17 protein-coding genes are annotated in these 22,011 nt (G+C 58.5%); 9 read left to right on the top strand and 8 right to left on the bottom strand.

Features of this window, described 5'->3' with window-relative positions; translation table 11 throughout:
- Positions 1–11: 11 nt before the first annotated feature.
- The 5 genes from GZH47_RS26845 to GZH47_RS26825 form a co-directional block, all read right to left on the bottom strand.
- Positions 12–2,075 carry an FtsX-like permease family protein gene (locus GZH47_RS26845; RefSeq protein ID WP_162644048.1) on the bottom strand — a complete coding sequence of 688 codons (2,064 nt, stop codon included), beginning with the start codon at positions 2,073–2,075 and terminating at the stop codon, positions 12–14.
- A complete protein-coding gene (locus GZH47_RS26840) occupies positions 2,072–2,824 on the bottom strand; it encodes an ABC transporter ATP-binding protein (protein WP_162644047.1) in 753 nt (250 codons plus the stop codon). The genes GZH47_RS26845 and GZH47_RS26840 overlap by 4 nt, the downstream gene beginning before the upstream one ends.
- 171 nt (positions 2,825–2,995) lie before the next feature.
- Entirely contained in the window at positions 2,996–3,595 is a 600-nt protein-coding gene (locus tag GZH47_RS26835) for a class I SAM-dependent methyltransferase (RefSeq protein ID WP_162644046.1), read from the bottom strand.
- Positions 3,596–3,614: 19 nt separating this feature from the next.
- Positions 3,615–4,310: a class I SAM-dependent methyltransferase gene (locus tag GZH47_RS26830; protein ID WP_225446233.1), complete on the bottom strand. Its 696-nt coding sequence runs from the start codon at positions 4,308–4,310 to the stop codon at positions 3,615–3,617.
- On the bottom strand, positions 4,307–5,488 hold the full coding sequence (locus GZH47_RS26825; protein ID WP_162644045.1) for a glycosyltransferase: 1,182 nt from the start codon (positions 5,486–5,488) through the stop codon (positions 4,307–4,309). The genes GZH47_RS26830 and GZH47_RS26825 overlap by 4 nt, the downstream gene beginning before the upstream one ends.
- Positions 5,489–5,703: 215 nt before the next feature.
- Between GZH47_RS26825 and GZH47_RS26820 the strand changes: the two genes are divergently transcribed.
- Positions 5,704–7,299 carry a glycosyltransferase gene (locus GZH47_RS26820; protein ID WP_162644044.1) on the top strand — a complete coding sequence of 532 codons (1,596 nt, stop codon included), beginning with the start codon at positions 5,704–5,706 and terminating at the stop codon, positions 7,297–7,299.
- Positions 7,300–7,314: 15 nt separating this feature from the next.
- The gene (locus tag GZH47_RS26815) at positions 7,315–11,061 is read left to right on the top strand and encodes a BclA C-terminal domain-containing protein (RefSeq protein WP_162644043.1); all 3,747 of its coding nucleotides are present in this window, start codon (positions 7,315–7,317) and stop codon (positions 11,059–11,061) included.
- Between the two features lie 102 nt (positions 11,062–11,163).
- Here the strand turns inward: GZH47_RS26815 and GZH47_RS26810 are convergent, their stop codons facing one another.
- Positions 11,164–12,579 carry a TolB family protein gene (locus tag GZH47_RS26810; RefSeq protein ID WP_162644042.1) on the bottom strand — a complete coding sequence of 472 codons (1,416 nt, stop codon included), beginning with the start codon at positions 12,577–12,579 and terminating at the stop codon, positions 11,164–11,166.
- A 189-nt stretch (positions 12,580–12,768) separates the two neighbouring features.
- Here GZH47_RS26810 and GZH47_RS26805 point away from each other — a divergent pair, with 189 nt between their 5' ends.
- Complete coding sequence (locus GZH47_RS26805; protein WP_162644041.1) at positions 12,769–13,494, top strand: cupin domain-containing protein; 726 nt, start codon at positions 12,769–12,771, stop codon at positions 13,492–13,494.
- A 3-nt stretch (positions 13,495–13,497) separates the two neighbouring features.
- A complete protein-coding gene (locus tag GZH47_RS26800; RefSeq protein ID WP_225446232.1) occupies positions 13,498–14,745 on the top strand; it encodes an oxalate decarboxylase family bicupin in 1,248 nt (415 codons plus the stop codon).
- Between the two features lie 101 nt (positions 14,746–14,846).
- Here GZH47_RS26800 and GZH47_RS26795 read toward each other — a convergent pair whose 3' ends face one another.
- Positions 14,847–16,094, bottom strand: a complete 1,248-nt coding sequence (locus GZH47_RS26795; protein ID WP_162644040.1) for an MFS transporter — start codon at positions 16,092–16,094, stop codon at positions 14,847–14,849.
- 33 nt (positions 16,095–16,127) lie between these two features.
- Positions 16,128–16,595: a MarR family winged helix-turn-helix transcriptional regulator gene (locus GZH47_RS26790; protein WP_162644039.1), complete on the bottom strand. Its 468-nt coding sequence runs from the start codon at positions 16,593–16,595 to the stop codon at positions 16,128–16,130.
- Positions 16,596–16,860: 265 nt separating this feature from the next.
- On the opposite strand from GZH47_RS26790, the gene GZH47_RS26785 reads away from it, so the two are divergent.
- The 5 genes from GZH47_RS26785 to GZH47_RS26765 all read left to right on the top strand — a co-directional run bounded on the left by GZH47_RS26785 (position 16,861) and on the right by GZH47_RS26765 (position 21,854).
- Entirely contained in the window at positions 16,861–17,292 is a 432-nt protein-coding gene (locus tag GZH47_RS26785; protein ID WP_162644038.1) for a hypothetical protein, read from the top strand.
- Between the two features lie 330 nt (positions 17,293–17,622).
- On the top strand, positions 17,623–19,224 hold the full coding sequence (locus GZH47_RS26780; RefSeq protein WP_162644037.1) for a plastocyanin/azurin family copper-binding protein: 1,602 nt from the start codon (positions 17,623–17,625) through the stop codon (positions 19,222–19,224).
- A 22-nt stretch (positions 19,225–19,246) separates the two neighbouring features.
- Complete coding sequence (locus tag GZH47_RS26775) at positions 19,247–20,302, top strand: cupredoxin domain-containing protein (protein WP_162644036.1); 1,056 nt, start codon at positions 19,247–19,249, stop codon at positions 20,300–20,302.
- A 173-nt stretch (positions 20,303–20,475) separates the two neighbouring features.
- Positions 20,476–21,051 carry an RNA polymerase sigma factor gene (locus GZH47_RS26770; protein ID WP_162644035.1) on the top strand — a complete coding sequence of 192 codons (576 nt, stop codon included), beginning with the start codon at positions 20,476–20,478 and terminating at the stop codon, positions 21,049–21,051.
- Entirely contained in the window at positions 21,048–21,854 is an 807-nt protein-coding gene (locus GZH47_RS26765) for an anti-sigma factor (protein WP_162645460.1), read from the top strand. The genes GZH47_RS26770 and GZH47_RS26765 overlap by 4 nt, the downstream gene beginning before the upstream one ends.
- Positions 21,855–22,011 lie beyond the last annotated feature (157 nt).

The raw sequence follows: 22,011 nt of genomic DNA, 5'->3' as shown, positions 1-22,011 counted from the left end.
GGCTGTCGTCATTACGCCGTCCGATTGGCGATCCGATAATATATATTCGTGGAAACAAGATAGAACCCGGCATAAATCAAGAAGTACAACGCCATAATGCCCCATACCATCCCCTTCAAATTCGGAAAATCCTGCACGGAGTCCAAGATGTACGTCTTAATAATAAGCCAGCTGCTCAACAAACCCGGCAGGAGCGGCAGCGCGAACACGAACAGCAGCTGCTTGCGAATGACGCTCATCATTTCCCTCCGGCCGACGCCCAGCTTGCGGAGGATCGCATACTGCCGGCGAGCTTCCGTCGCTTCCCGCAGCTGCTTGAAATAGATGACGCTGGCCAAGGAGAACAGCGCGATCAGCGCGAGGAAGGCGCTGGAGAACAACAGCAGCGACGAGCCTTCGATCTGCCTGGAATACACGTCGGCGAAGGACGAATAATACGTGTCGGACTGTCCGGTCACGATGGCGTGGAGCTCCCGCGACAGCGCTTCTGCGTTGGCGGCGTCCGCAAGGTTATAGATTCGAAACGTCGAGATCGAAGCTGAGTTAGAAGCTGAAGCCTGGCTCTCCTGGCTCAATCGGTCATATTCCCCGTCAGCGATGACAAGCACGGCAGGCTTCTTGACCATCGATGTGACGGGATCCGTCGACCAGCCCAGCAGCGCGTAGTCTTTCTTCTCCACGACCTTGAACGTTGCTGCATGCGATTCATTTGACGCTTTCGATTCTTTAGTTGACGCATTCGATCCATTCGATTCATGCGATTTACTCGCCCCATCCGACAGCACGCGGACTTGGAACGCTGCGCCCGATCCGGGCAGCGCTTCCGGAAAATCCATGCCTTGCGAGAGGGATACCGCTTCATCGCCGCTTAGGCTGACCTGCTGCTTATCGCCGCGCGCCGCGACGACGGCATTATAATCCGCAGCCGACACGAGCAGCACGCCGGGCGCGTAATATTCCGGATTCTCGAACGCGATCGCAGGATCCGTCACCGGTTCGGAGCGCAGCAGCTCCAATGTGCGGCTGGTCAATATGCCATGATCAGAAGCCTCGATCGCCTTCTTCACTTCGCTATCGACGGCGGCGCTCTTCGACTCGTACGCAAGATCATTCGGAAGATTGCGGCCGACCGCCTCGAATTGAACGGAATAATTGATCGATACGAAGCACATGAGCAGGATGAGCATCGTGCTGAATAAGGATATAAACGTCAAATTCAACGTATTGCCGCGAATTTGAAACCGGATCGACGAGGTCCACAGCGTCGTATTGCCGCCGTAATACCGCTTGCTTCGGCTCCATTGCTGCAGCAGCCAGCCGGCGAATTGGCGGAAGAACAAGTACGTGCCCGCGACGATGCCGATCGAGCAATAAATTAAGGATGCGCCGGCATGATCCGACCAGAAGGCGGATTGCTTGCCGCTTCCGACGATGAAGAGCGACGTGCCCAGCAACAGGACTGCGAGCACGGCAAGCACGGCCGATGTCCGGATCGGCTTCTCCGTTATCTCCTTCGCGCGGAAGAGGTCGACCAGCTGCACGCGAGCGATCAACAGGTAGCTCTGGATCGCGGCGGCAGCGATCAGCACGACGAACACCGCAAGCGTGGCGATGATTGCCTGCACCGGATAGTCGAGCGAGATCGCTTGATCGTATTTCATGAGATTCATCAGCAGCGCGCCGAAAATCTTGGACAGCAAGCCGCCTAATAACCCGCCCGCAAGAAGCGCCGCAGCGCCAAGCGCCAGCGTCTCGTACAGCAGCATGAGCAGCAGATGGCGCTCTTTCATGCCGTACAGCATATACATGCCGAGCTCTTTCTTCCGCTGACGGATGAAGAAGGAATTGGCATAGAGAATAAACAAGACGACGAACAGCACGATGACCGACGAACCGATCAGGAAGCCGGTTTGGAAGTTCTGCGCGTTCTCCAGCGCATCCAGAATGTCGGGATTGTACATGACGGACGAGAACGAGAAGAAAATCATGATGCCGATGACCATGGAAATGCCGTAAATCGTGTACAGACCGAGGTTTCGCCGAACGTTCTTCAAGGACAACTCGAGCAGCGTCATCTCAGCTTTCCTCCCAGCAAGCTCTGCGTTTCCAGAATGCGATTGTAGAAGGCTTGCTGGCTTTGCTCCCCCGGGTACATTTCATTGACGATCGCCCCGTCGCGCAGGAATATGACCCGGCTGCAGTAACTCGCGGCATACACGTCATGCGTGACCATCAGAATCGTCGTGCCGAATTTACGGTTCAACACGGACAGCTCTTCGAGCAATTGCGTCGCCGATCTGGAATCCAGCGCTCCTGTCGGCTCGTCCGCGTACACGATCGCCGGTTTCGTAATGATGGCGCGGGCGCATGCCGTGCGCTGCTTCTGTCCGCCGGACAGCTCGCTCGGATATTTATCCAGCAAATCGGCGATGTTCAACGCTTCCACGATCGGCATGAGCCGCGCGTCCATCTCCTGCGGCTTCATTCTGCGCAGCGACAGCGGAAGCAGAATATTCTCCTTCACGGTCAGCATGTCCAGCAAATTGTAGTCTTGAAAAATAAATCCCATCCGTTCCTGCCGGAACCTCCGCAAGTCCTTCTTATCCAGCGCTAGCAAGGACTGCCCTTCCAGCCAAACGTCGCCGGCCGTAAACCGGTCGATCGTCGACAAGACGTTCATCAGCGTCGATTTGCCGGAACCGGAAGGTCCCATTACGGCGGTAAATTCGCCGGCTTCGACGGTCAAATCGATATTTTTCAAGACCGTCGTTTTGCCGTAGGCTTTCGAAATGTTCTCCGTGCGTATAATCGCGGCTGCGTTCATGGCGCTACCTCCCTTTCGTTATCTCTACTATAGACCGGAAGGAATAGCCATAACCATCGAAGCTGCATGCCGCGAGGTGACAATTTTGTCACTTTCGCGCCCTTGCTAGCGACAAAAAAACGAGCTTGCCTCGGCAAGCTCGTTCTTCGGTACGTTCGTTACGCGGCAAGCTCAGTCTCCTGCCCGGCGCAAGATGATGAAATCCGCCGACGACTGGTCCTTATATCGCTGCGGAATGAGTTCATGCACATAATAATCTTCGAACTCCGCCAAGTAATGAAAAATATCGCGGTCCCGGATCGTCTCGACGACCTGCGGTTCCGTCTGCCGGGTAATCCGCGTGTATATGACGACGACGCGAGGCTTCGGACTGAACAGATCGCGGAGCGTCGCCCGGTAATCCGCTTCCTCCGTAATATGATAGAGCACGTCCAGGCATACCGTCAGATCCGTTTCCAAGAAACCGCGGTTGAAGAACGCGCCGGGCCGGTAAAGCATGAAGCTCTTGGTCGCGTCGCGTCCGTATTTCTCCGCGCACAGCTGGACGGCGGTCGGGGAAATATCCAGTCCGAGATAGTGAGGATAATGCATCAGCGACAGCTGGTTGCCGTCGCCGCATCCGAATTCCACGACGCGGCTCAAGCCGTATTGCGCGATGACGCCATTGACGACCTCCGCCTTGAAATCCGCCAATTCTCCGAAAGACCCTCGGCCGGACGTGCCCCCGCCTTTATAATTGTCCTCCCAATATTGGATATAATCGAACCCCATAATTCCCTCCTTAACCTGCTCATTTCACATATAGACGTTTATGCAGAACGGCACGATAGCAGTACAATCTCCCCCACAGCTCGGACGTCACCGCATCCGCTGGCAGCGCATCGGCGAAACCTCCGGCGATGATCAGCCCCTGCTCCTGCGCAAGCTCCCGGAAACGATGCAGATCGACCGTCGGATAATCGAAGGTCAGCACGAGCCGCCCCGCCGGTTTCAGCGTCCGGGCGAATTCCCCGAGCGCTGCCGTCACATCCGCTGCGCCCAGGTGCTCCAGCACGGAGATGCAGAAGATCGTGTCGAAATACTCGCCCGGGTACGGCAGCGCCGCAATGCTGGCATGCGCTCGCCGCAAGCCGCTCAAGCCGGACGTCCGCATGAGGATTTCCGCCGCTCCTTTGCCGAAATCGCGAACCACGTCCATGTAAATGTCCGTTTCCGATAGGATGCGCGCATCCCAGTCGCAGGCATGCGCTTCCTTGCAGCGGTCGGCCAAAAAGAACTTGAACGGGTGCGATATGCCGCATGCCGCATCCAGAACGACGTCGTCCGGGTTGGCGAATCCGGCGCACCATGCATACTCATACGGCCTGCTCCACCACGTGGATGGAAGCTGGAACACGAAGCTGTCGGCGCGTTCATCGGAGGCCGTGAAGAAGCGGGCTGCCATGGCATGCCGGCCGGCATCCGCCGCCGATCCGCCGCTGCTCATAGCGGCACCTCCTGCTCAGCCATCTTCTCAGGCCGCGATGCTTGCTCCGCTTCAACCGGCTCCGCCTCGGCCGGCTCAGCTTCGGCCGCCATTCTCTCATCCAGCATCGGCCGCAGCACGCCTTCCAGATAGGCCTTGTTGTGCAGCACGGATGCGTCTTCCGGGCGGTACTCGCGCGCGCGTTCGTTATGAACGAAAGCCCTCGCGTAATCGCCGAGCTTGTCGTAACACACGCACAGCTGCAAGTGCGGCAGCCACGTCGAGCAGGAATTGTTTTGCAGCGACCAGGATTGCTCCGGTTTAGGCGTGGTCAATGCCGCTTCGTACCAATAAGCCGCGGTTGCGTGAGCCCCCCGCTGCAAATGCCAATACCCGATCCGGCAGCAAAACTCGGGCCGCGGACTGCCGTATTTGAACGATCGCAGCGCGTATTCCAGCGCCAAGTCGACCGCTCCGAGCGCCGAGTAGCAATCCGACATCTTCCCGCACGCGGCGATGTTATCCTCTACCCAGCCTTCCCCGGACAGAAGAAAGCGGCTGTAATAGATAATCGCCTGTTCGTAACGCGCATGGTCGTTCAGTTCGTTGGCGTAGTAATACAAATCCCTTGGTCCGAACGATTCGCCTTTTGCCAGCCGCTGTTCGTAAATACGCAGGTTCCGGTCGCTGTCGTGCCGGAGACTGGCATGCGTGACAGCGATGTCCGATGCGAAAGATACCCCGTAGACCTCCAAATATTCATGGACCGCGCCGATCCACCTGAAGCCGCGCGATCGTTTCACGAGACGATTCCTGCGAAGGGCGCTTGTGACGGTCCCGTATTCGTCCTTGCTTAAGTGATAGTCCATCGAAACCGTATCCACATCGGACGATAGAGAGCTTTTGAGCGCGAGCAGCTTCTGTAAATCCTGTTCCAGCAGCACGTCGTCTGCGTCCAGCCACAGGATATAAGCGGAAGTCGCTTTGCTGAATGCATAATTGCGGGCAGCCGCGAAGTCTTCGATCCACTCGAAATCATAGACGCACTTCGTGTATGCAGCGGCAATGCTTCTGGTTGCGTCCGTCGATCCCGTGTCCACAATGACGATTTCGTCAACGGCGGCCTTTACTGAATCCACGCACCGCGCAAGCACATCCTCTTCGTCCTTCACAATGAGGCATAAACTGATGGTGATCACGTTACCGCGCTCCTTCCTGCGCCGGGATAGGCCAAACATCCGGTTTCCATTGCCTTTACATGCGGAAAAAAGAAGGCGGGCAAACCGCGACTCGCACAGAATCAACGGTTCGCAAAAGGGACACGCACGGCTTTTCCCTCCCGCTCCGCACGAATATTACTACTTTATGGCTCATAAAGTTCAATATTCCATAATTTGGAGAGGAAGGTGATGGATTGACCGTTCGACGTATTCTCATCGGCAGTCCTATCCGCCAGAAGGAGGAAATTCTCGTCTTGTTTCTCCAATCGCTGGGAAGGCTGCGACATGCGACCTGGACCTGCGATTATGTGTTTGTCGACGATAACGAAGATGCCGCCGCCAGTCTGCTTCTCGGCCAATTTGCGGATGCCGTCAATGCCCAAGGATCCTCGACGGTCAGAATTTTGACCAGCAGCCTGGCATCGTCGTCCGACTATAAACGAGATGAAATCACGCATTATTGGAATGATGCCTTGATCGGCAAAGTCGCCGATTGGAAAGACCGTTTCATCCGGATCGCCCGGGAAGAACAGTATGAAGCCTTGTTTCTCATCGACTCCGACTTGCTGCTCCATCCCGAAACGCTGGAATCGCTGCTTGCGGCGGAGAAGCCCATCGTCGCCGCGATTTTCTGGACGCAATGGTATCCCGAAAGCATGGAACTGCCCCAGGTGTGGCTGAAAGACCATTATTGGCCGTGGCAGTCGGACGGCGATCAAGACGCGGCACGTGAGGAACAGCTGAAGCTGCTCGTTAAGCTCCGCATTCCAGGCGTCTATGACGTCGGCGGCTTGGGCGCATGTACATTGATCGGACGCGAGGCGCTTGCGCAGCCGATCTCATTCCAAACGATCTCGAACCTGTCCCTCTGGGGCGAGGATCGGCATTTTTGCGTGCGCGCAGCTTCGCTTGGCATCGGGTTGTTCGTGGATACCCGCTATCCCGCATTCCACATCTATCGGGAGACGGACTTGCCGAGAGCGCAGCAGTATTATCGCGTGACGGCGCCGGAAGACGAGGAGCGCCGCCGTCCTCCGTACTTCTTCATGAAATACGCGGGCCCGAAGCTGGTCCTCTCGATGACGGCACGCAACGAGGAAGGGCGCTATCTGGGAGAGGCGCTGCTCCGGCACCGCGAATATATCGATGCGGCGGTCATCGTCGACGACGGCAGCACGGACGCCACGGCGGAAATTATTCATGACCGGCTCGAGGGCATCCCGCTCCATTACGTGCGCAACGAGAAGTCCTTGTTCTCGAACGAAGTGGATTTACGCAGACAGCAGTGGAACGCCACGGCCCAGCTGCGGCCGGAATGGATTTTGAACCTGGATGCGGATGAATACTTCGAGGATCGTTTCGCGGCCGAAATCGCTTCGCTGCTGGCAAATCCGCATGCGAATACTTATTTGTTCAGGCTGTACGACTTTTGGAACGAGCACCAATACCGCGAGGATGCCTATTGGCAGGCGCATAAGACCTATCGCCCGTTCCTTGCCAGATATACGCCGGGTTTCCCTTACCAATGGAACGAAGCGAAGCAGCATTGCGGGCGGTTTCCGATGAATATCATCGATTCGTCGGCCATGCTGTCCCATTTGCGGTTGAAGCATTTCGGCTGGGCAAGGGAAAGCGACAGGCGATTGAAAGCGGCGCGCTACGCGGAACTGGATCCCCATGCGCAATACGGCTGGCAGGAACAGTACGATTCCATTCTCGCCGATCCCCGCTTGGTCGACTGGCAGGAAAACGAGTCCGTTCTTAACGCAATTCCGACAGCATTGAGGTAGAGGAGTGAAAATAGCATGGCAGAGTTCGATGGTAACGGGAATCCGCTTGACCCGGATAACAGGCCGCGGCTTCATGCTCTAGGCGGCAGCCTTAATCCGCTAGACGCTTCGATCCCGTTGACGCAGGCACAGCTTAACAAACTGAAGCAGCTGCTTGGCCAAATGGCAGGGCTGCTGTCTTCCGTCCTCGCCGCTCCGACGCCAAGCGGGATCGCCCAGCTGAACGCCCTGCTTCACGAGCTGCGGACGCTCGTACTGGACATTGATTTCGAACGGCTGGAGCAGTCTGCATTGCTTGCGCTGCTTGAAAATCACATTACGCTCGTGGAGGCCTCGCCATTCTCGCCGCTTGGCGCTTCGGTAATCAGCATCGATCTGCTCAACATGCTTGGCGGGTTCATTCTGTTGTTCGCCATCGCCCCTTCCGACAAAGACGCGCTGGTCTCGCTCATTCGGGCCAACGATCAGCAGCTTGCGGCGATCTTCGCGCTGCTTGACAGAAATCCCGGGCAAGCAGGACCTCCCGGTACGCCTGGGGCGCCGGGACCGCAGGGTCCTCCGGGAGGTCCGGGAGCACCTGGGGCTGCCGGGCCGCCAGGCGCTGCCGGGCCTGCGGGGGCCGCTGGCGCTGCGGGACCTGCTGGCGCGGCAGGTGCCGCGGGTGCGGCAGGCGCGCAAGGACCGACTGGGGCGACCGGGGCGGGATTTGGTGACGTCGAGCCTTTCAATCCGATCGATGTGCCGAATTACTCTGCCGGGCAGGTCGTTACCTTCAATGGCAGCACGTTTATTGCGTTAGTGGCAGGTCCAACCGGTACGCCGGGGTCTTCGCCGGATTATATGTTGATCGCCGCCGCTGGCGTGACGGGCGCTACTGGCAGCACCGGGGCTACTGGAGCTGGAGCGACTGGGGCTACGGGAACGCCAGGATTACTCGGAGCGACCGGCGCGACTGGCGGCACCGGGGCAACTGGCGCCGGGGCGACCGGCGCGACCGGTGTCACGGGTGCTACGGGAACGCCCGGACTACTCGGTGCGACCGGCGCCGGCCTTGAAGGCATCACGGCATACAATCCCGTCAATGCGCCGGCTTACCAAGCAGGGCAAGTCGTCACCTCCGGCGGCAGCACGTATATTGCGTTAGTGGCAAGTCCGAGCGGCACGCCGGGTACTTCGCCGGACTATCTGCTGCTTGCTTCCGCAGGAGCGACCGGTACGACTGGGGCGACAGGGGCGACTGGAGCAGGCGCGACCGGTTCCACTGGCGCAACGGGTTCAACCGGGTTGATCGGCCCTGCTGGTTTAACCGGGGCGACTGGCGCCACGGGAAGCGGCGCGACCGGTTCCACTGGCGCGACGGGTACTGCGGGATCGACCGGTGCTACCGGCGCACCGGGTACGACTGGCGCTACTGGCGCGACGGGAGCGACTGGTGCAACGGGCGGCGCAGGTCCGACCGGCGCCGGATTAGAAGGCGTCACGGCATTCAATCCCGCCAATGCACCGACCTACCCTGCCGGGCAGATCGTCACATTCGATGGCAGCACGTATATCGCCTTGGTGGCGGGTCCAACGGGCACGCCGGGCGCTTCGCCGGATTATCTGCTGCTTGCTTCCGCAGGCGCGACGGGCGTTACGGGGGATACTGGCGCTACCGGAGCTGGCGTGGCCGGCGCAACTGGTCCGACGGGTACTGCGGGATCGACCGGTGCTACCGGCGCACCGGGTACGACTGGCGCTACTGGCGCGACAGGTGCAACGGGGGAAATCGGCGCGATAGGCACCACGGGATTTACCGGGGCGTCTGGCTCTACTGGCGCGACGGGCGAAACTGGAGCGACGGGCGCAACGGGAGCAGGCGTTACGGGGGCTACCGGATCTACCGGGGCTGTGGGTTCGACTGGAGCGACGGGCACGACCGGGGTGACCGGCGCGACAGGAGCTGGCGTTACCGGAGCCACTGGCGATCCGGGAGCCACGGGATCTACCGGAGCTACGGGCTTGACTGGCGCGACTGGCGAAACCGGAGCCGTAGGGGCAACCGGGGCCGCTGGTCCGACTGGCGCCGGGCTTGAAGGCGTCACGGCATTTAATCCTGCCAATGCACCTACCTACCCTGCCGGGCAGATCGTCACATTCGATGGCAACACCTATATTGCGTTGGTGGCTGGTCCGACGGGTACGCCAGGAACTTCGGCAGACTATCTGCTCCTTGCCGCAGCAGGTGCGACCGGCTCTACAGGGGCAACTGGCGCTACCGGGGCAGGCGCGACTGGATCCACAGGTGCCACGGGCTCCAACGGCACAACCGGGGCTACGGGTGAAACAGGCTCAACCGGGGCAACCGGGGCTACGGGTGTTACAGGCTCTTCCGGCACAACGGGTTCGACAGGTGAGACTGGTGCGACCGGCGCGACTGGCGCGACTGGCGATACGGGTGCTACTGGAACAACCGGAGCCGTAGGTCCGACTGGGGCCGGCCTGGAAGGCATCACGGCATTCAATCCCGCCAATGCACCGACTTACCCTGCCGGGCAGGTCGTGACCTCCGATGGCAGTACGTATATTTCATTGGTGGCTGCTCCGACGGGCACGCCAGGAACATCGCCGGATTATTTGCTGCTCGCTGCAGCCGGCGAGACTGGCGCCTCTGGGGCTACCGGAGCAACAGGCTCAGCTGGGGCTACCGGCGAGACTGGCGCCTCTGGGGCTACCGGAGCAACAGGCTCAGCTGGGGCGACCGGCGAGACTGGTGCCGCTGGGGCTACCGGAGCAACAGGCTCAGCTGGGGCAACCGGCGAGACTGGTGCCGCTGGGGCTACCGGAGCAACAGGCTCAGCTGGGGCGACCGGCGAGACTGGCGCCGCTGGGGCTACCGGAGCAACAGGCTCAGCTGGGGCAACCGGCGAGACTGGCGCCGCTGGGGCTACCGGAGCAACAGGCTCAGCTGGTGCGACCGGCGAGACTGGCGCCGCTGGGGCTACCGGAGCAACAGGCTCAGCTGGGGCAACCGGCGAGACTGGCGCCGCTGGGGCGACCGGAGCAACAGGCTCAGCTGGTGCGACCGGCGAGACTGGCGCCGCTGGGGCTACCGGAGCAACAGGCTCAGCTGGTGCGACCGGCGAGACTGGTGCCGCTGGGGTTACCGGAGCAACAGGCTCAGCTGGGGCAACCGGCGAGACTGGCGCCGCTGGGGCTACCGGAATCGCTGGCTCCACCGGGGCGACGGGTACTGCCGGTGCCACTGGCGCGACTGGGGAAACCGGCACCAACGGAGCAACCGGAGCCAACGGTGCGACTGGCACAACCGGCGCAACGGGCGAGACCGGAGCCACTGGCGCGACCGGAACCGTGTTCACGGACATCAACAGCTTCGCGGCCAACACTGCCGGTTCCGTTATCGCTGTTATTCTTGGCGGAACTAACGTCGCCTTGCCGAACAACCAGGTGCTGAACGGCGGAATTACCGTCAATGGCGCCAATGATACGTTTACCGTCCCGTCCGCCGGCAGTTATATGGTTTCCTACCAAGCCAACCTAACGGCGGCTCTGCTTCTCAGCACTCGACTGGTCATTAACGGCACGCCATCGACGCCTACTACGATCACGCCGGTCCTATCCATTTCCGAATTCAATAATATGGCGATCTTGAACCTCACTGCGGGCTCGACGATTACGCTGCAGTTCTTCGGCCTTCTGGGAGCCGCAACGCTTCTCGCCGGATCTGCCGGCGCTGCGCTGACCATCATCAAGCTTTCCTAAATCGGCAAACAGGTTCATCGTCAAAAAGGCTGCCAAAAATGTAAGCCTGTCGACAGAAGAGGCCGGGAACAATCCCGCCCTTCATGTCAACAGGCCCGCATTTTACTTGGCAGCCTTATTTTCTTCCTTAAATCGCAGGACCGGCAGCCAGTTCCACTGCTCGTAAAAATTATCGCCCAGGTCGATCCCCTGAATCCAAACCGGCGCTTTCTTCGCGTGCTTCGCGGATTTGGCAAGCATGACATTCGAGACGGTGCGATCAGAACGAACCCAGCCAATTGCGCCGCCGGACAACGAAACCGGACTGAAATCCCCCCAGCCCTCAGGCGATATCGTAACCATATCCTGCGTCGCGCGGGACAAGTTTATTTTCACCAGCGAAGGCCGCGGCCGCTTCCCGGGATCTCCCGACCATGCGCCTTCCGCAGCCCGGGAAACAAGAATCGAATCCTCTCCATACCAGGCGAAGTTCTGATCCACGAAGCCGGATGGCGTATATGCTTTCGGCTGCAGCGCAGGGACCGGCGTAACGGTAAGACGTTTGTTGGACGAGGCCTCTCTGCCGATGCCGTCGATATAGGCCAATCGGTCTCCCTCGCTCGAATGCCGCGACCACTGAAACCATTGTTCGTCACGCGCCATCTGCGTAACGGGAAGAAACGATTTGCCGTCCAGAGACAACACGCATAACGTATTGCTGTCGGCGGACAAAGAAGCGGTCGGCGTCGCCAGAAAAGCGATCCAGGCGCCGGTTGCCGACCACTTGAACGTGCTCGTGCCGACGACGATCAGATCGTTGATCTGCTTGGGCAGCACGTACAGCTGCTCTTCCTGCACCGGATCCGAAGCTTCCGTCGCCAGCATGATCCGGCTGATACGCACCGGTGTCCATCCATCCGGAAGCAGCTGCGCGGCGGAAGATATTAGATATCCGCTGCCGTCGGGCAGCCAGCTGAAATTACCGATTTCCCCGGCCACATCCACGGATTCATCGCCCTCTTCCGCTCCTACCGAATGCAGCTCCTGCTCCTGCAGATAGGCTAGGCGGTCCTTCGCCAGCGACGGCGACCATTGAAATTCGCTCCCGCCCTCGGGCGCGGCAAGATGGCTTTTCCCCGTACCGACATCGACGATCCAGATCTGCCGCTGTTCCTGCCCCGCGTTGTAAGCGATCCAGCGGCCGTCCGGTGACCATGCCGGATTGCGCGCATAGCCTCCATTCGGCGTTAATTGACGCTCCTTCCCTCTCTCTTTCACCCATAATGCGCCTCCTCGGACGAACGCCGCTTCCGTACGCTCCATTCCAGCCGGCCTCGCCTGCATCGCCGAAGCATCGGCCGATGGGTAACCGGAAACGCCGTCCGGCTGCGGCATCGCCAGCGTCGAACGCTGGGTCGCCGCAGCCGGATCAGGAAGCAGCCCCCAGCCGAGCCCGGCTGCTCCCGTTATCAACGTCAACGCCAATCCGAGCTTCCGCCCGCGTCCGGTCATGCTATGTAAATATCGTCTGACTTTCATATGCGACCTCTTTTCCGCCAAGCGATGCGCAAGCTACGCGCAGCGGTAACTCCTTCGCAGCCCGGCAGCTTAGTATTTGCCAGCGGGCGCCATTTTAACTCCGCTGCCTGGCGCACCAATGCTGCCCAGCGAACATAAGCTATCCAGTCGGGCTATCGCCTATTTCATTACAGAAAGGCAGGAATTCGCATGGCAGTTTCCTACATGGATTTCACCTCGCCGAACGTGCAGTTTACTTATGAGTTGAAGAACAACAATTTCTTCACGAAAGACTCGCGCAATTTCATCAACGCCCTGTCCATCAATCAATTGAACACCCTCGGCAATGTATCGCTGCTCGATATTTACCTCAGCACGGGCAACGTCGTCGAACCACACGTTCACCAAAATGCTTCTGAGCTCGTTTTTTGCATCACCGGCGCGGCCCTTGTCTCCCTCATCAATCCGTTTACGAAATTATTGATCAATATCCCGATCCAACCGGGTCAGGTGGCGAATATCCCTCAAGGCTGGTGGCATTACGAGATGGCAACCGTCGACAATACGCATCTGCTCGCCATCTTCGACGCGCCCGTGCCTGAATTCATACCCGGATCGGACTTACTGCGTTTAACGCCGGCCAGCGTATTCGCGCATACCTATTGCCTGGATGAAGCCAAAGTGAAGGAAACGTTCGCGCCGATTACCCAGACCGTCGTCATCGGGCCTCCGAAAGACTGCAACGCATCCAAGGTCGCGGGCATGGCCGTCCATCCGTATGCGACGGCACAAGCCCCGCTGCAGCAAGGCGGGTATCATCCGCAGCAGCCTCATGGCCATCGTCAGCAGCAGCCCGGATTCGGATATCCGCAGTACCCCAACTCCTCCGTCATCGGCAACGGCTGGGAGTACGGGTACGGAAATTTTAACGGGTGAGGCATGGAACATAAGATGAAAGCCGACTTGGAGCCAGCTCCGAACACCGCGAGCGGACAGCGTGCGGATCGCAACGGCAACGTGCAACAATCCGCTGATCCTAGTTACATTCCTCAGCCAATCAGACGAAGCGACGGCGCCGGCGGTCCGGATTTCGGCCCTCGCGATGTCATGCGCGACTTGGAAAATCCGGATATGCTCGTACCGCCCGTTACGGACGCGGGCTTGCTGCCGAATTTGAAAATGTCGTTCTCCGATACCCATATGCAGCTGAACAAAGGCGGGTGGTCGCGAGAAATCACCGTTCGCGATTTACCGGTCGCCACGACGCTGGCCGGGGTCAATATGAGCCTGACGCCAGGCGGCGTGCGAGAGCTGCACTGGCATCAGCAGGCGGAATGGGCGTTCATGATTCGCGGCTGCGCCCGCATTACGTCCATCGACTGGCATGGACGGAATTTTATCGCGGACGTCGGCCAAGGGGATCTGTGGTATTTTCCGGCGGGACTGCCGCATTCGATTCAAGCTTTGGAAGAGGGCTGCGAATTTCTGCTCGTCTTCGATGACGGCAGCTTCTCCGATCTGAATACCTTGTCGATTTCCGACTGGTTCGCGCATACGCCGAAGAGTGTATTGGCCGCGAATTTCGGCATCCCGAAATCGGCCTTCGACGGCATCCCGTCCGGTCAGCTGTACATTTTCAACGATCAAGTGCCGGGATCGCTGGAAAGCCAGGAAGTTCAATCGCCGTATGGATCCGTTCCGCTCTCCTTCAAGCACTCGCTCTTGGCGCAAGAACCGCTGAAGACGCCCGGCGGCAGTGTCCGGATTGCCGATTCAAGCAACTTCCCCGTTGCCAAGACGATCGCCGCGGCGCTTGTCGAGATTCAGCCCGGCGCCATGCGCGAGCTTCACTGGCACCCCAACAACGACGAATGGCAGTATTACTTGTCCGGTCAAGGCCGCATGACGGTATTCGCCGGAAACGGAGTTGCAAGAACATTCGATTACCGTGCGGGAGACGTCGGCTACGTGCCGTTCGCAATGGGGCATTACGTGCAAAACACGGGCAATGAAACGCTCTGGTTCCTGGAGATGTTCCGAAGCCCGCGCTTCGAGGATATTTCGCTCAATCAGTGGATGGCATTAACGCCGCATCAACTCGTGCAAGCCAACGTGAACGCTTCTCCGGAGCTCATGAAGTCGCTGCGCAAAGTGAAATGGCCTGTCGTGAAATATCCGCCCCGGTAATTCCGGCATGACGCTCCAAAGCCTCCTGGTCCGCAGCATGAGCCGCGATTCACCAGGAGGCTTTACATATATCTGTTATATCTGTTTCCTAACTGGCTGACTTAAGATTCGATGGCCACTGCTTGCGTGCGTTTGATCCGTTTGGAGGCCAGCACGTACTGAAGCGCCCCAAGCACGACGAACAGCCCCATCACGCCTGCCGAATACTTGTACATGACGCCGTAGCTGGTCGCCGCCGAAATCGCCCCGAGCAAAATCGCGCCGATCGCGACGCCGAAGTCCGTGGAGTTGTAGAACATGCTGTTCGCCATGCCGTACTGCTCCGGCGTCGACGAACGCAGCATCCACGCTTGCAGCGTCGGCTGAATGGCGCCGAATCCGACGCCGTACAGCAGCGCCGACACGATGAGCATAGGCATAGCGTGCGTATTCGACAGCACGATCATACTAGCTGCCACGAACAAGCCTGATGGAATGAGCACCGCTGCATGACCGAAGCGATCGAAGATGCGCCCCGAGAATGGACGCACGAGAATAACCGTAATCGCATTGAACAAGAAGAACAACCCAACCTGCTCGATATGCACGTCATCGCCGAACAGCGCGAGAAAACTAAGCAAGCCGCTGTAAGTAATGGACAAGAACACGTTCAACATGGCGGGAAAGAGCAGCTTTGGGTTGAACGGCGGCTTGACCGCCGCCTGAGCCGATTGATGGTTTCCATTCCGCTGCGCGCTGCTCGCTGCGTCCTGTCTGGAACGGGAGAGCCACAATATTGGGAAAATGACGACCGACGCGATCAATCCCAGCATCGACAGCTCCGTGAACCCCGCTTGCTTCATGACATTCAATCCGATCGAAGGACCGATCGACATGGCCAGGCTCGTCGACAATCCGAAGTAAGCGATGCCCTCGCCCATTCGGCGCAGCGGGATGATGCGGGAAACGAGCGTCGGCAGAATCGTGCTTGCCATCCCGAAGCCGATGCCGTACCCGATGCGGAGCACCAGCAATGCGCCATACGAGCCTGCTGCGGAGTATAAGGCCGTCGTTATGGCTGCAATGAGCAGTCCGACGAGCAGCAGCTTCATCCGCGAAAATCGTCGCATGAGCGAAGCCGTCGCGAACCGCGAGACGATCGCCGACAATGCGAATACCGACGTCACCAGGCTGACCTGCACGTTGCCCGCGTGAAACTCGTCCTTCACGTACGCGGGGAAGGAAGACAGCAGCATTTGCAAGCTGAGAAATAAGAGGAAGAAACAAGCCGTCAATGCGATAAAAGGCCTTGTCCATAAAGGAGTCTTCGTTTGTTCCGATCGTTCTGAATGTTCGGTTTCTGGTTGCATAATCACATCTCCAATAGTCGTCATATATGGTAATCAGTCGTCTAGTTCAGTGACGGCAAGTTTGCTTTCGATATGCAGCTGTATGCGCTGCAGCAGCTCCAACATCTTCTCGTATTCCGTGTCCGACATCACTTGCTTCACTTCCGCCGTCACGCTGTCCTCGATCGGAGTCGTCTCGCGGATGACGGATTGACCCAGCTCCGTGCTGTATACGAGGAACGAGCGCCGGTCCCGTTCGCCGGCTTTCTTATAGATCAGGCCTTTCTTCTCCAGAAGATCCAATATTCGCGTCGTCGTCGGTTTATCCTTGCCCGTCCGTTCCGCGATTTCCTTCTGAATCAAGCCTTGCGCGCGGTCGATTTGATTGAGCGTGGACCACTGCTCCGGCGTAATCCCATGGGCTGCGAGACGGTGTTGAAACAAAGCCGACAGCTTCCGGTGCGTCAGCCCCATTGCGAACCCGATCGGCAAGTGGCCGTTATTCCGAGCTTCGGTCGACATCCGAATCACCTCGTTGTTATATTAGTTGTTAAGACAACTATATGTTATGCAACTTATTCTGTCAATAGGCGAGGAGGCTTCCCGATGCCGCTTATGCACGATCATCGAAGCGTTTGGCCGCAACGGAACAAAGCCGCTTGATCAGCAGCTTTCAGATGTCTTATACTGCCGCAGGCGATGCAATACAACCGTAAAACTGGCCATACTAACCGAAGAAACCGAACGCGACGCCAATCGATGCGCAGTCATAATGAGGAGGGTTACGGTGTATTTGCCCAAGATAAACCGGCTTTGGTCCGCTTTTATTCATCACGATAGCAGCAAGGCCGGGGACGCGGCAGTCAGCATTACGAATACGACGAAGCTTCGCTCCGTTGACGGGCCGTCGTATATGGTCGAATTCGAGCGAATCGGCAGGCGGTACCATCTGTATCATTTCGCCTGTGACCGGCAGGACGAACTGCGAGAACTGAATGCCGCCTATGGCGCAGCGCATCCGAGAACGGCCTTCGGCGTATCCGATGACGAAACCGCCGCTATCGTGACTGCAGCCCTCGTCGCTTTCATGGAACGGCAGTATGAAGCGATTCAAACCTCCGTCGACTGCAGTCACGGCTTGGATCAGGCCATGGCCTACATCCGCGATATCCGTTTGGAGCAGTGGCGTCCACCAGCTGGAATCCATTCAATCACGTAGTCTGCCGGTGTGTTTGCGTTCTTCAAACGGAACGTATTCGGATGCTGTTAATTGGCATGCGATTGTCCGCCCTGTCCACGGGTCACGGTATTCCTCCTTGCCTTTCACCTCTTGCCACCTTGTTTACTTTTCCTCTTACCTCTAGCCCAGGAAACTGCCGAGAGCAAGCGATCGCGAGATGCGCTCGCCTGCGATCGCCCGGGACCTGCCCATCTATCATCAATAAGTCCGCCAGTTTACGCATGTCAAAATAAACGCTTTCATCTTCAAACCGATCTTCCCCTTCGTTCGTTTCTTTGTGTGATGACCCATCCCAAGGAGGAATGATCGATGAAAGGAAAAAGTTTCGGACTGTTCGGCTTGCTTGCCTTGCTTTGCGCGGTTTTGCTTATTCCCGTCAGTAATGCGGCAGCCGCCGACCCGGCCGCAGCGCCTGGCGCGGCGACGGTTACGACGGATGCGCAAACCGCCAGCCAGCTTGGCCTGCTCCTGGGCGACGGCGATGGCGTGACGGCCGCTTATCTGGCAAAAGGCGCAACCCGCATCCAAGCCGCCATTATCTCTCTCCGCCTGCAAGGCCATCTGAGTGAAGCAATGGCCTACAAGGGCACGGACAATTTCTCCGACGCGGCTTCTGTCGGCGCAAGCAACCAAGCGGTGCTCGGTTATCTGAAGGATCACCCCGAGCTCGGCTGGAACGGCACGGGCGGCGGCAAATTCATGCCGCTTGAACCGATCAGCTCCCAGCAGCTGTACAAAGTGCTGCTGGAATCGCTAGGCTACCGCTCGGGCACGGATTTCGCCTATGCGCAAACGGAAACGTTCGCCGCCGGCAAAGGACTGGACCAAATCGCCGGCAATGCCGGCATCACGAACGCCCACATCGCGACCGCGTTAATCGAAACGCTGAGCGCGAAGACCATGGACGGCAAGACGTTCCTGGCATCGCTGCAGGCGAAAGGCGTTCTGTCCGCATCCGCGAGTCTGCCGTCCGGCGACCGGCTCCGCCTTCATAAGGACGCGAAGCTCGGCACATTGTTCACCGACGGCCAAGGCCGGACGCTCTATTATTTCACGAAAGACGCTGCGGACCCGAACAGCTGCACAGGCGACTGCCTGAAGGCGTGGCCGATCTACGCCGCGCAAAACCTGCAAATTCCGGCCACGTTGAACGCCGCGGATTTCGGCATGCTGAATCGTGCGGACGGGACGATGCAAACGACGTATAAAGGCTGGCCGCTCTATTATTTCGTCAAAGATAACGCGCCTGGGGATACGCTCGGCGAAGCGGTCGGAGGCGTGTGGTTCGTCGCCAAAGCGGACTATGCGGCCATGCTCGGCACTTCGAAGACGCTCGGCAATTATTTGACGGATGCCGCGGGCAGAACGCTCTACTATTTTGACAAAGATACGCCTGGCGCGAGCGTCTGCGAAGGGAATTGCCTCGTCAACTGGCCGGCTTATTACGCCAGCGGTTCCGCTCTTCCTACCGGCGTCAATGCTGCGGACTGGGGAACGATCATCCGGGCCGACGGCAGCAAGCAGTCCACCTTCAAAGGATATCCGCTCTACTACTTCATCAAGGACGTCAATCATGGCGATACGCTGGGTCAGGACGTTAACCATATCTGGTTTGTGTTGAATCCGGCGACATTCGCGGGAACGACGACTCCGGCTCCGAAGACATACACGATCGAAATCAAAGAATATTCCTTCGGCATGGGCCCGCTGACCGTCGAAGCAGGCTCGCACATCGTCTTCAAGAACGAGGACGAAGTCAGCCATAGCGCCGTCGCAGTGAACGGCAGCTTCGCCGTTCCGCTTCTGGCGGAGGGCGAATCCTACACCATTACGCTGGATAAGCCGGGCGTTTACGATTTCTATTGCGAGCCGCATATGAAGTTCATGACAGGTCAAATCATCGTTAAATAACGGCATGGGAGGTTGAAGCGCGATGAACATTCAACAACGCAGAGCCTTAAGCCGTCGTTCGAAGCTGATCGGCATCGGCCTGCTGCTGCTCGCATGCTGCTTAGTGCTATCGGCATGCGGCAGTAATTCCGGCAGCGGCGGCGCCTATAGCGGCAACGCGGGCGGCGATGCGCAAACGACGGCAGCCAACGACCAAACGAATGTTTCTAACGTCGGGACTTCCAATGACGAAGGTTCCAATGACGCGGCAGGTAACGACGGAGCTTCCACGGCCGATCCGGCTCCTTCCGCTTCGAATAATAGCGCAACGGATAACAAAGGCGGTACAGGAGACACGGCAGTTCTTTCGAATAATACCGGAACGGATGAAACGGGCACCTCTACGGACAAAGCCGGCTCCGATGACAAAGGCGACGGCGTTAAGGCTGCCTCCCCGGGCAAGAGCAGTACCGATGACCATCCTTCCGCTTCGGATAAGAACGGGACGGACGACAAAGGCGGCTCTTCCGGCAAAGCCGGCTCCGACGATCACCCTTCCGCTTCCGACAAGAGCGGCACCGATTACAAAGGCGGCAGCAGCGTTAAGGCTGCCTCCCCGGGCAAGGGCAGGACCGATGACCATCCATCCGCTTCGGATAAGAACGGGACGGACGACAAAGGCGGCTCTTCCGGCAAAGCCGGCTCCGACGATCATCCTTCCGCTTCCGACAAGGGCGGCGCGGACGACAATGGCGCTTCTACCGGCAAAGCCGGCTCCGACGACAAACCGCAGCCCGGCACGGGCACGAGCGCGGGCAAATCCGATCCCGCGCCGGCGGCGAAGCCCCAAACCTACACCGTGGAAATCAAGGACTTTGCCTTCTCGCCTGACAAACTGGATATCAAAGCCGGGGATAGCGTGACGTTCATCAATCGCGATGAAGTGAAACATTCGGCCACTTCGGCCGATAACGTCTTCGACACGAAGCTGCTGGCCAAGGACGCCTCCAAGACGGTTATTTTCAACGATGCGGGAACCTTCAGCTACAATTGCACGCCGCATCCGGCGATGATCGGCGTCATCAACGTCGTCAAATAGACGGGACGGCTAACGGTCGCAGGCTCCGTCGGCTGATGTCCGCCCTTACTCTTGACGTATTGCTGTTTCTTTCATTATTCGTCCCTCCGTTTCTCCGTTTCTCCGTTTACCGTTTCACCGTTTACCGTTACAATAAAGTCCATATCACATGCCAGTCTTGGAGGCTGCCTTGCATGCAAAATCTGTCCGATTACGAGTTGATGCTTCTCATCAAAGGCAAGCAGCATGCCGCTTTGTCCGCCCTGTACGACCGGCATGCGGGACTCGTGTATTCCTTTGCCTGGAAGTCGCTGAAGGAAGAAGCCGCGGCCAAAGATATCGTGCAGGCCGTGTTTCTGCGGCTGTGGACGACCGAAGCCGAATACGACCCCGGTAAGGGCAAATTCATCAATTGGCTGCTCACGATCGTGCGCAACATTACGGCGGACGCGCAGCGTAAACGCCGCAGGGAAAACAAAGGCGTTCTTCATTACTTGCGGGAAGACCTCGAGCGCATCCCCGACGGACAAAGCCTGTCGCCGGAGGAGCAGGCGGAGCATCAATTCGTGAGAGAGCAGATCCGCACCGCATACCGGCATTTAAGCAAACAGCAGATAACGCTGCTGGAGCACTTTTATTGGCAGGGCTACACGCTGAGCGAGCTGGCGGCGCTCTATAACCAGCCGCTGGGCACCGTCAAGAACAGACTGCATCAAACGTTGAAAATATTGCGAAGACATCTGTCCGCGGAAGGAGTAGGAACGGGATGACGGAACGAGGACGACTGCCCATTTGCGATGACTGCCTAAGCTATATAGCCGGCTTGTGCAGCGAAGAAGAAAAGCGAGTTTTCGAGCTGCATCTTCCGACCTGCGACAGCTGCCGGCAGGAGCTTGAAGATTTGCATATCGTTTGGGAGGCGCTTCCGGCCAATATGGAAATGATGGAACCTCCTAAGGACCTGAAACAGCAGGTCATGAAAGCCGTACGCGCAGCGGATGCGGAATCGGCGGACGGCGGCAAGACCCAGAGCAATCGCCTCCTGCGTCCGTTCAGCGCCGGCAAGTCGAGACGCAGCCGGCTTCCGCGCGGAATGAAACCCATGCTCGCGCTGTTCGCGGCCGCGGCATCCGCGATCGTGCTGCTCTCGATCTGGAACGCGCAGCTGCGCAGCGAACACGCCGCAGATCCGCTTCCCGTGGAGCAGGCGCTGTCCGTTCCCGCGTCCAACATCAAGCAGCTGGTCTCGTTGAAGTCGCAAGCCCCCGAGACAGCCGAATCGTCCGGGGTGGCATGCATCGTCGACAACGGCCAGAGCAAGCAATTCGTCGTGTACTTATTCGGCGCTCCCCCGACGCTTGGCGAAGAAGCCTATCAGGTATGGCTTATCAAGGATGGCAAGCGAAGCAGCGCAGGCACGTTTAGAGTCGGCAGCAACAGCAGGGGCATCGGGCTGCTAGCCATGCCGATTCAGGGCAAGAAGCTCGACTTCGATGCGATCGGCATCACGCTCGAGCCGGATGAACACGGGAGCCAGCCGCGCGGTACGCGAATGTACGGCTCCGTCTCCTAAGCGCAATCGCATTACGCAGCCGCAAGGATGGCCGGAGCTCGACTCCGGTCATCCTTTTTCATCCTCCGCAATCAACCAAATTTGAAATCGACCACCCGTTTATGTCACTATTGAAGATGGCGGACATTTTGTACATAGCTGACCATCACGTATAAAG

Source organism: Paenibacillus rhizovicinus (assembly GCF_010365285.1).
Taxonomy (GTDB): Bacteria; Bacillota; Bacilli; order Paenibacillales; family Paenibacillaceae; genus Paenibacillus_Z; species Paenibacillus_Z rhizovicinus.
The sequence above is the reverse complement of the archived record's forward strand: the minus strand, read 5'-3'. Positions and strand labels throughout refer to the sequence as shown.

Excerpts from the sequence above, each read along its gene's own strand:
- GZH47_RS26845 (WP_162644048.1), bottom strand. The coding sequence starts at position 2,075 with ATGACGCTGCTCGAGTTGTCCTTGAAGAACGTTCGGCGAAACCTCGGT.
- GZH47_RS26840 (WP_162644047.1), bottom strand. The coding sequence starts at position 2,824 with ATGAACGCAGCCGCGATTATACGCACGGAGAACATTTCGAAAGCCTAC.
- GZH47_RS26835 (WP_162644046.1), bottom strand. The coding sequence starts at position 3,595 with ATGGGGTTCGATTATATCCAATATTGGGAGGACAATTATAAAGGCGGG.
- GZH47_RS26830 (WP_225446233.1), bottom strand. The coding sequence starts at position 4,310 with ATGAGCAGCGGCGGATCGGCGGCGGATGCCGGCCGGCATGCCATGGCA.
- GZH47_RS26815 (WP_162644043.1), top strand. The coding sequence starts at position 7,315 with ATGGCAGAGTTCGATGGTAACGGGAATCCGCTTGACCCGGATAACAGG.
- GZH47_RS26810 (WP_162644042.1), bottom strand. The coding sequence starts at position 12,579 with ATGAAAGTCAGACGATATTTACATAGCATGACCGGACGCGGGCGGAAG.
- GZH47_RS26805 (WP_162644041.1), top strand. The coding sequence starts at position 12,769 with ATGGCAGTTTCCTACATGGATTTCACCTCGCCGAACGTGCAGTTTACT.
- GZH47_RS26800 (WP_225446232.1), top strand. The coding sequence starts at position 13,498 with ATGGAACATAAGATGAAAGCCGACTTGGAGCCAGCTCCGAACACCGCG.
- GZH47_RS26795 (WP_162644040.1), bottom strand. The coding sequence starts at position 16,094 with ATGCAACCAGAAACCGAACATTCAGAACGATCGGAACAAACGAAGACT.
- GZH47_RS26790 (WP_162644039.1), bottom strand. The coding sequence starts at position 16,595 with ATGTCGACCGAAGCTCGGAATAACGGCCACTTGCCGATCGGGTTCGCA.
- GZH47_RS26780 (WP_162644037.1), top strand. The coding sequence starts at position 17,623 with ATGAAAGGAAAAAGTTTCGGACTGTTCGGCTTGCTTGCCTTGCTTTGC.
- GZH47_RS26775 (WP_162644036.1), top strand. The coding sequence starts at position 19,247 with ATGAACATTCAACAACGCAGAGCCTTAAGCCGTCGTTCGAAGCTGATC.
- GZH47_RS26770 (WP_162644035.1), top strand. The coding sequence starts at position 20,476 with ATGCAAAATCTGTCCGATTACGAGTTGATGCTTCTCATCAAAGGCAAG.
- GZH47_RS26765 (WP_162645460.1), top strand. The coding sequence starts at position 21,048 with ATGACGGAACGAGGACGACTGCCCATTTGCGATGACTGCCTAAGCTAT.